Source organism: Dokdonella sp. (assembly GCF_049593775.1).
Lineage (GTDB): Bacteria > Pseudomonadota > Gammaproteobacteria > Xanthomonadales > Rhodanobacteraceae > Dokdonella.
Genome location: NZ_JBAWHJ010000018.1, coordinates 1 through 5,208 on the forward strand (window position 1 = coordinate 1; position 5,208 = coordinate 5,208).

The 5,208-nt window shown below is 59.6% G+C and carries 7 protein-coding genes and 1 pseudogene; 3 read left to right on the forward strand and 5 right to left on the reverse strand.

Features of this window, described 5'->3' with window-relative positions; genetic code table 11:
- Together WBP53_RS00520 and WBP53_RS00525 are read left to right on the forward strand one after the other, a co-directional pair.
- Window positions 1-238: pseudogene (locus WBP53_RS00520) on the forward strand (SAM-dependent methyltransferase); the annotation flags it as partial.
- Between the two features lie 18 nt (window positions 239-256).
- Window positions 257-583: a YkgJ family cysteine cluster protein gene (locus tag WBP53_RS00525; RefSeq protein WP_423924852.1), complete on the forward strand. Its 327-nt coding sequence runs from the start codon at window positions 257-259 to the stop codon at window positions 581-583.
- Here WBP53_RS00525 and WBP53_RS00530 read toward each other — a convergent pair.
- From WBP53_RS00530 to WBP53_RS00545, 4 genes are all read right to left on the reverse strand, one after another.
- Window positions 569-769 (reverse strand): oxidoreductase-like domain-containing protein, encoded by a 201-nt coding sequence (locus WBP53_RS00530; RefSeq protein ID WP_423924854.1) that lies wholly within the window; start codon window positions 767-769, stop codon window positions 569-571. The genes WBP53_RS00525 and WBP53_RS00530 overlap by 15 nt on opposite strands.
- Window positions 745-1,185, reverse strand: a complete 441-nt coding sequence (gene trxC / locus WBP53_RS00535) for a thioredoxin TrxC (RefSeq protein ID WP_423924856.1) — start codon at window positions 1,183-1,185, stop codon at window positions 745-747. Before trxC ends, WBP53_RS00530 begins: the two co-directional genes overlap by 25 nt.
- 79 nt (window positions 1,186-1,264) lie before the next feature.
- Window positions 1,265-1,921, reverse strand: coding sequence for a glutathione S-transferase (locus tag WBP53_RS00540; RefSeq protein ID WP_423924858.1), 657 nt, complete (start codon window positions 1,919-1,921; stop codon window positions 1,265-1,267).
- The gene (locus tag WBP53_RS00545) at window positions 1,921-3,312 is read right to left on the reverse strand and encodes an FAD-binding oxidoreductase (protein WP_423924860.1); all 1,392 of its coding nucleotides are present in this window, start codon (window positions 3,310-3,312) and stop codon (window positions 1,921-1,923) included. The genes WBP53_RS00540 and WBP53_RS00545 overlap by 1 nt, the downstream gene beginning before the upstream one ends.
- 197 nt (window positions 3,313-3,509) lie before the next feature.
- Here WBP53_RS00545 and serA point away from each other — a divergent pair, with 197 nt between their 5' ends.
- Entirely contained in the window at window positions 3,510-4,745 is a 1,236-nt protein-coding gene (gene serA, locus WBP53_RS00550) for a phosphoglycerate dehydrogenase (protein WP_423924862.1), read from the forward strand.
- Here the strand turns inward: serA and WBP53_RS00555 are convergent.
- On the reverse strand, window positions 4,739-5,208 hold a 470-nt coding region (locus WBP53_RS00555; protein WP_423924864.1), incomplete at its 5' end, for a trimeric intracellular cation channel family protein. The two genes, serA and WBP53_RS00555, sit on opposite strands and share 7 nt — an antisense overlap.

The following is a 5,208-nucleotide window of genomic DNA, read 5'->3' on the forward strand; positions in this document are numbered from 1 at the left end:
GTTGATTGGAAGCGACATACTTTATGAACGCGACCACATCGAACTGCTCGCCACCCTGCTCCACAGACACGCGCTGGAAAATGCCGAAATCATATTTACCGATCCTGGCCGTGGTAACAGCGCACCGTTCACGCGCGCCCTGGCCAAGCAGGGATATACCGTCACCGAAGTACGCAGTCGATTCAACGAGAGTGACGCGGCCCCATTTCGTGGCCGACTTCTCAGCTATAAACGCTGACCCCACCTGGAACTCCACATGGCCTTCGACATCCATCCTGATGACACGAAAATCGATCCGCGGGTGTCGTGTTCCGATTGTGAAGCGGTGTGCTGCAGGCTCACGGTCGTTCTTGATGCCAAGGACGAGATTGCCGAACACCTGATCGTGCGCGGTGCGAATGGCGTCAATGTAATGGCGCACGCCGAAGACGGCTGGTGCATTGCACTGGACCGGGCAAACAAGTGCTGCAGCATTTATGCGCAACGACCTCTGGTGTGCCGCAGGTTCGCCATGGGTGGTGGCTATTGCCGGTTCGAGCGGGAGAAGTTCGCTGCCGCCCAGATACCACTACGCGTCGCCTGACTCTTTCTTGCTGCGCGAAGCCCGCCAGGCCGCCAAGGCGTCTTTGTAGCGCTGCACCGCCTCGTCATGGATATCGAACACGCAGCGCGTGCATCCGGAACCGCAACAATCCAGGGGATCCGGTTCAGCCGGCTTCTGCGGCCTGGGATCTTCGTGCGTGATCACGGCAGATATTGTTGAGTCCACTGGACGATCTGCTTGCTGCCCATGCCACCAGATTGCCGCGCGACTTCGCGTCCGCCCCGCAAGAGAATAATGGTCGGAATACTGCGGATAGCGAAACGCGCGCCCAGCTCCGGGTGGGCTTCGGTGTCGACCTTGGCCAGTCGCACGTGGGGTTCAAGCTTGTTCGCTGCGTCCGCGAACTGCGGCGCCATGCTGAGGCAAGGCCCGCACCATGGAGCCCAGAAATCCACGAGAATCGGAACATCTCCGCGCATGGCCCTGGCATCGAACTCGGCTACCCCCAGTTCCGCCGGCTTGCCCATGAACAAGGGCCCGTGGCAACGACCACATGTCGGATTCTCGCCGAGACGATGCTCGGGCGAGCGATTCATCGCACCGCAGTGGAGACAGGGAACCAGCAATGATTTATCGACCATGACGGCCTCGTTGAAGTTGGGCGCTCAAAAGACAGATGGTGTCGGTTGCCGCCAGCGCAAGGGATATCCTTGCGTGGTTTCAAACACGCACGAACGGAAACTCCACCACCGGGCTGTCGGGTGTCCACGGACCGACCTTGGCCATGACCTCGACAAAACCTTGCGATGCCACGAGGCTTCTCAACCAATCCCTCAAGTCCGGCCATGACTGCGCGGCAAACCACTCGGGATCAACCGTCGAGAACTGCCTGACGAACGGCATGATCGCGTAGTCGCCGAGGCCGGCGTGTTCTCCCCCTATCCATCGCTGCCCCTGAAAGACGTCTTGCAAACGTCGTAGAAAGTCCGCTCCGCGATCACGACTCGACTGTGCATCCGAATCCGGATAGCGAGCGGGATATTTGTAGCGGTCGAGCGCCTGCTTGAAGCCGGCATCGCAGTCTTCGATCAGGTTCAGCGTGTCGGCCAGCGACTCCCTGCCAAGGGGCAACCAGGACGCCGGATCACGGCGACGCAAGGTCCACAACATGATATCCAGACTCTGGTCGATCACCTGACCATGCTCATCGACCAGGACCGGAACCGTGCCTTTGGGTGACACCGCCAACATCTCTGCAGGTTTCCTGCTCAGGACAACTTCACGCAACTCGCATCGCTGGGCGCTGATCCACAACGCCATCCGGGCGCGGATCGCATAGGGGCATCGGCGGAATGAATAGAGGATTGGCAAGTCCATCACGCGGTGTCGAAAACCTTCCCGGGGTTCATGATGCCGTGTGGGTCCAGGACCTTTCGGATGCCTCGCATGAGGGCGATCTCTGCTTCGCTGCGAGTGCCTGCCAGGTACTTCTTCTTGACCAGGCCGATGCCGTGTTCGGCGGAGATGCTGCCGCCGAATCGGGAAAGCGTATCCGACAGTAACGCCGTTACCCTCTCGCAGTCCGCAACGAACTGTTCGTCACTGGTGCCGACTGACCTGATCACGTTGATGTGCAGGTTGCCATCACCGATATGGCCGAACCAGACCACCTCGCAATCCGGATATTCCCGCTCGAAGATTTCGTGCATGGCTTGCATGAAAGCCGGAATCAGGCTGGTGCGCACCGAAATATCGTTCTTGTAGGGCCTGAGTGGCGCCAGGCTTTCGGTGATGCCTTCACGCAGGCGCCACAGTGAAGCCGCCTGCGCCGAACTCTGGCTGATCACGCCGTCATTGACCCAGCCTTGTTCGAAGCATTCCTCGAACACCTCGCCTGCCAGTGCCTGTTGCACCTCGGTTTCTGCATCGAACTCGGCAACCAGGTAGAACGGCGAAGCCTGCTCGAACGGATCCTGCGCACCCTGGCCCACGACATGCGCAAGTGCGCGATCGGTAAAGAACTCGAACGCATTGAGATTCAACTTCTTCCTGCAACTTTCGAATACCTTCATGAGTGCATCCATGGCAGGGACAGCCAGCACCATTACATTGGCTGCTGGTGGCGGATCAGCCAGACGAACTGAGGCTTCGACGACCAGGCCCAAGGTGCCTTCCGAGCCAATCAGCAGATGACGAAGATCGTAGCCGCTGGAATTCTTGACCAGGCCTCGATTGAGATCCAGCAATTCGCCAGTGCCGGTCACCACCTTCAAGCCGGCGATCCATTCGCGAGTATTGCCGTAGCGGATGACACGTATTCCACCGGCATTGGTCGCAATGTTTCCACCGATCGAGCACGAACCCCTTGCCGCGAAATCGACCGGGTATATCAGGTCGTGATCGCTGGCAGCACGCTGCAGGGCTTCAAGGGCGAGACCCGGCTGCACCGTCATGATGCGATCGACCGGATCGAAATCCAGCACCGCGTTCATCCGTTCAAAGCTGACAACGAGCTCACCGTTCGCAGCAACTGCGCCACCCGAAAGCCCGGTTCTGCCACCGGACGGAACGATGCAGATGCCCTCCTCCACCGCCCAGCGCACGATTGCCTGCACCTCTTGCGTGGTTGTGGGCAGTGCAATCGCCAGTGGCGCAGGCTCCCAGCGTCGTGTCCAGTCACGTCCGTAGAACTCGAGATCCTCGGGACTGGCCTTCAGCATGAGAGTCGGTAGACGCTCGCTCAGGCGCGACAAGGGCGAATCTGGCATGAGTAGGATTTTCCTGTCGACAATGAGCGGAGAATGCGCGGAATGGAACGGACATCCACAAGTCGCCAGCGTGCCAGCGATGCGGCATTGCGTCTACTGCTGCACTGCCGCAAAGCGGTCAGAGATCTGGCATAGTCGTGCTCACGCAGCGCTTCCATTGGTATCCGCTGCAACCATTCACTCCGCCGCGGCCGAACATGAAGAAGACCTCTTACCCGAAGCAGGATATACGCGTGCTGTTGCTTGAAGGCGTCAGCGCGAGTGCCGTGGACACCTTCAGGGCAGCCGGCTATTCGCAAATCGAGCTGCATGACAAGTCGCTGCCCGAAGACGAGCTCGCGCAACGCATTGCCGATGCTCACCTGGTCGGTATCCGCTCACGCACACAGTTGACGGCCGAGGTGCTGGCGCACGCAAAACGCCTCATTGCCGTTGGCTGTTTCTGCATTGGCACCAACCAGGTCGATCTCGAAGCCGCTCAGGCCATTGGCGTGCCTGTGTTCAATGCACCTTATTCGAATACCCGCAGCGTGGCCGAACTGGTTCTCGCGGAAGCCATCCTGCTGCTGCGGCGGATTCCGCAGAAAAATGCCGAATGCCATCGCGGCGGATGGTCGAAATCGGCAAGCGGAAGTTTTGAAGTGCGCGACAAGATCCTCGGCATCGTCGGCTACGGCCATATCGGCACACAGGTTGGTTTGCTTGCCGAAGGCTTGGGCATGCGCGTGATCTTCCACGACATCGAGCCGAAACTCACGCTCGGAAATGCGAGGGCGGCTGCCAGCCTTGATGATCTTCTGCAGCGCTCGGACATCGTTACCCTGCATGTTCCGCAAACCCCCCAAACCGCGCTGATGTTCGGTGCCACGCAGCTCGCGAAAATGCGCAAGGGCAGCGCCTTGATCAATGCATCACGAGGCACGGTAGTGGATATCGATGCCCTGGCCGAAAAGCTGAAAAGCGGACACCTTTCCGGTGCTGCGGTCGATGTCTTTCCCGTTGAGCCAAAAGCCAACGGTGAGCAATTTGTCTCGCCACTGGTCGGCATGGACAATGTGATCCTGACGCCACACATCGGCGGTAGCACGCTCGAAGCGCAGGACAATATCGGCATCGAAGTCGCGGCCAAACTGGTTCGCTACAGCGATAATGGCTCCACCCTGTCAGCCGTCAACTTCCCGGAAGCCACTTTGCCGGAGCACCCGGACAGTCACCGCCTGCTGCACATCCATCGCAACATGCCCGGCATGCTCTCGCGCATCAACGATATCTTCTCGCGCGAGAACATCAATATCGACGGGCAGTACCTGCAGACCAATGCGAATATCGGCTATGTCGTCGTCGACGTTTCGACAACCGAAGCTCAGGCAACCGCACTGAAAGATGCACTGGCTTCCATCGAAGGCACCCTTCGCACTCGGGTGCTTTACTGATCGTCACGCCCCGCAGCAACCGGAAGTCGCCAGCCATAGCGAATAGCCATGAAGCGCAGGCCGAAACAGAGCGAAGCGGCGACGCACAGCACCGGCAATTCGGGTAGCGCGAAACGGTTTCCAATCACGATTACCGATGCCCCTGCGAGCGCAGCGACAGCGTAGAGTTCCGAACGCAGGACGACTGGCGTCTGTGCCACCAGGATGTCGCGCACAATGCCGCCACCGATCCCGCTGAGCATCCCGAGCAGGGTCGCCGAGACGGGGCCCAACCCGAAAGTGAGCGCCTTGCTCGCACCGGTGACGGCGAACAGGGCGAGGCCCAGCGCATCAAAAATCTGCACCGGATTGCGCAGTTTTTCAATATCCTCGCAGCGAAAGAACGTCACCAGGCCGGCCAGGCAACTGATGCCGACGTAGTGCCAGCCAACAAGGGCCGTTGGCGGCGTGGCTCCGATCAGGA

What these genes read in the sequence shown, in the direction of transcription:
- WBP53_RS00545 (WP_423924860.1), bottom strand. Translation starts at nt 3,312, where the DNA reads ATGCCAGATTCGCCCTTGTCGCGCCTGAGCGAGCGTCTACCGACTCTC.
- WBP53_RS00525 (WP_423924852.1), top strand. Translation starts at nt 257, where the DNA reads ATGGCCTTCGACATCCATCCTGATGACACGAAAATCGATCCGCGGGTG.
- WBP53_RS00540 (WP_423924858.1), bottom strand. Translation starts at nt 1,921, where the DNA reads ATGGACTTGCCAATCCTCTATTCATTCCGCCGATGCCCCTATGCGATC.
- trxC (WP_423924856.1), bottom strand. Translation starts at nt 1,185, where the DNA reads ATGGTCGATAAATCATTGCTGGTTCCCTGTCTCCACTGCGGTGCGATG.
- serA (WP_423924862.1), top strand. Translation starts at nt 3,510, where the DNA reads ATGAAGAAGACCTCTTACCCGAAGCAGGATATACGCGTGCTGTTGCTT.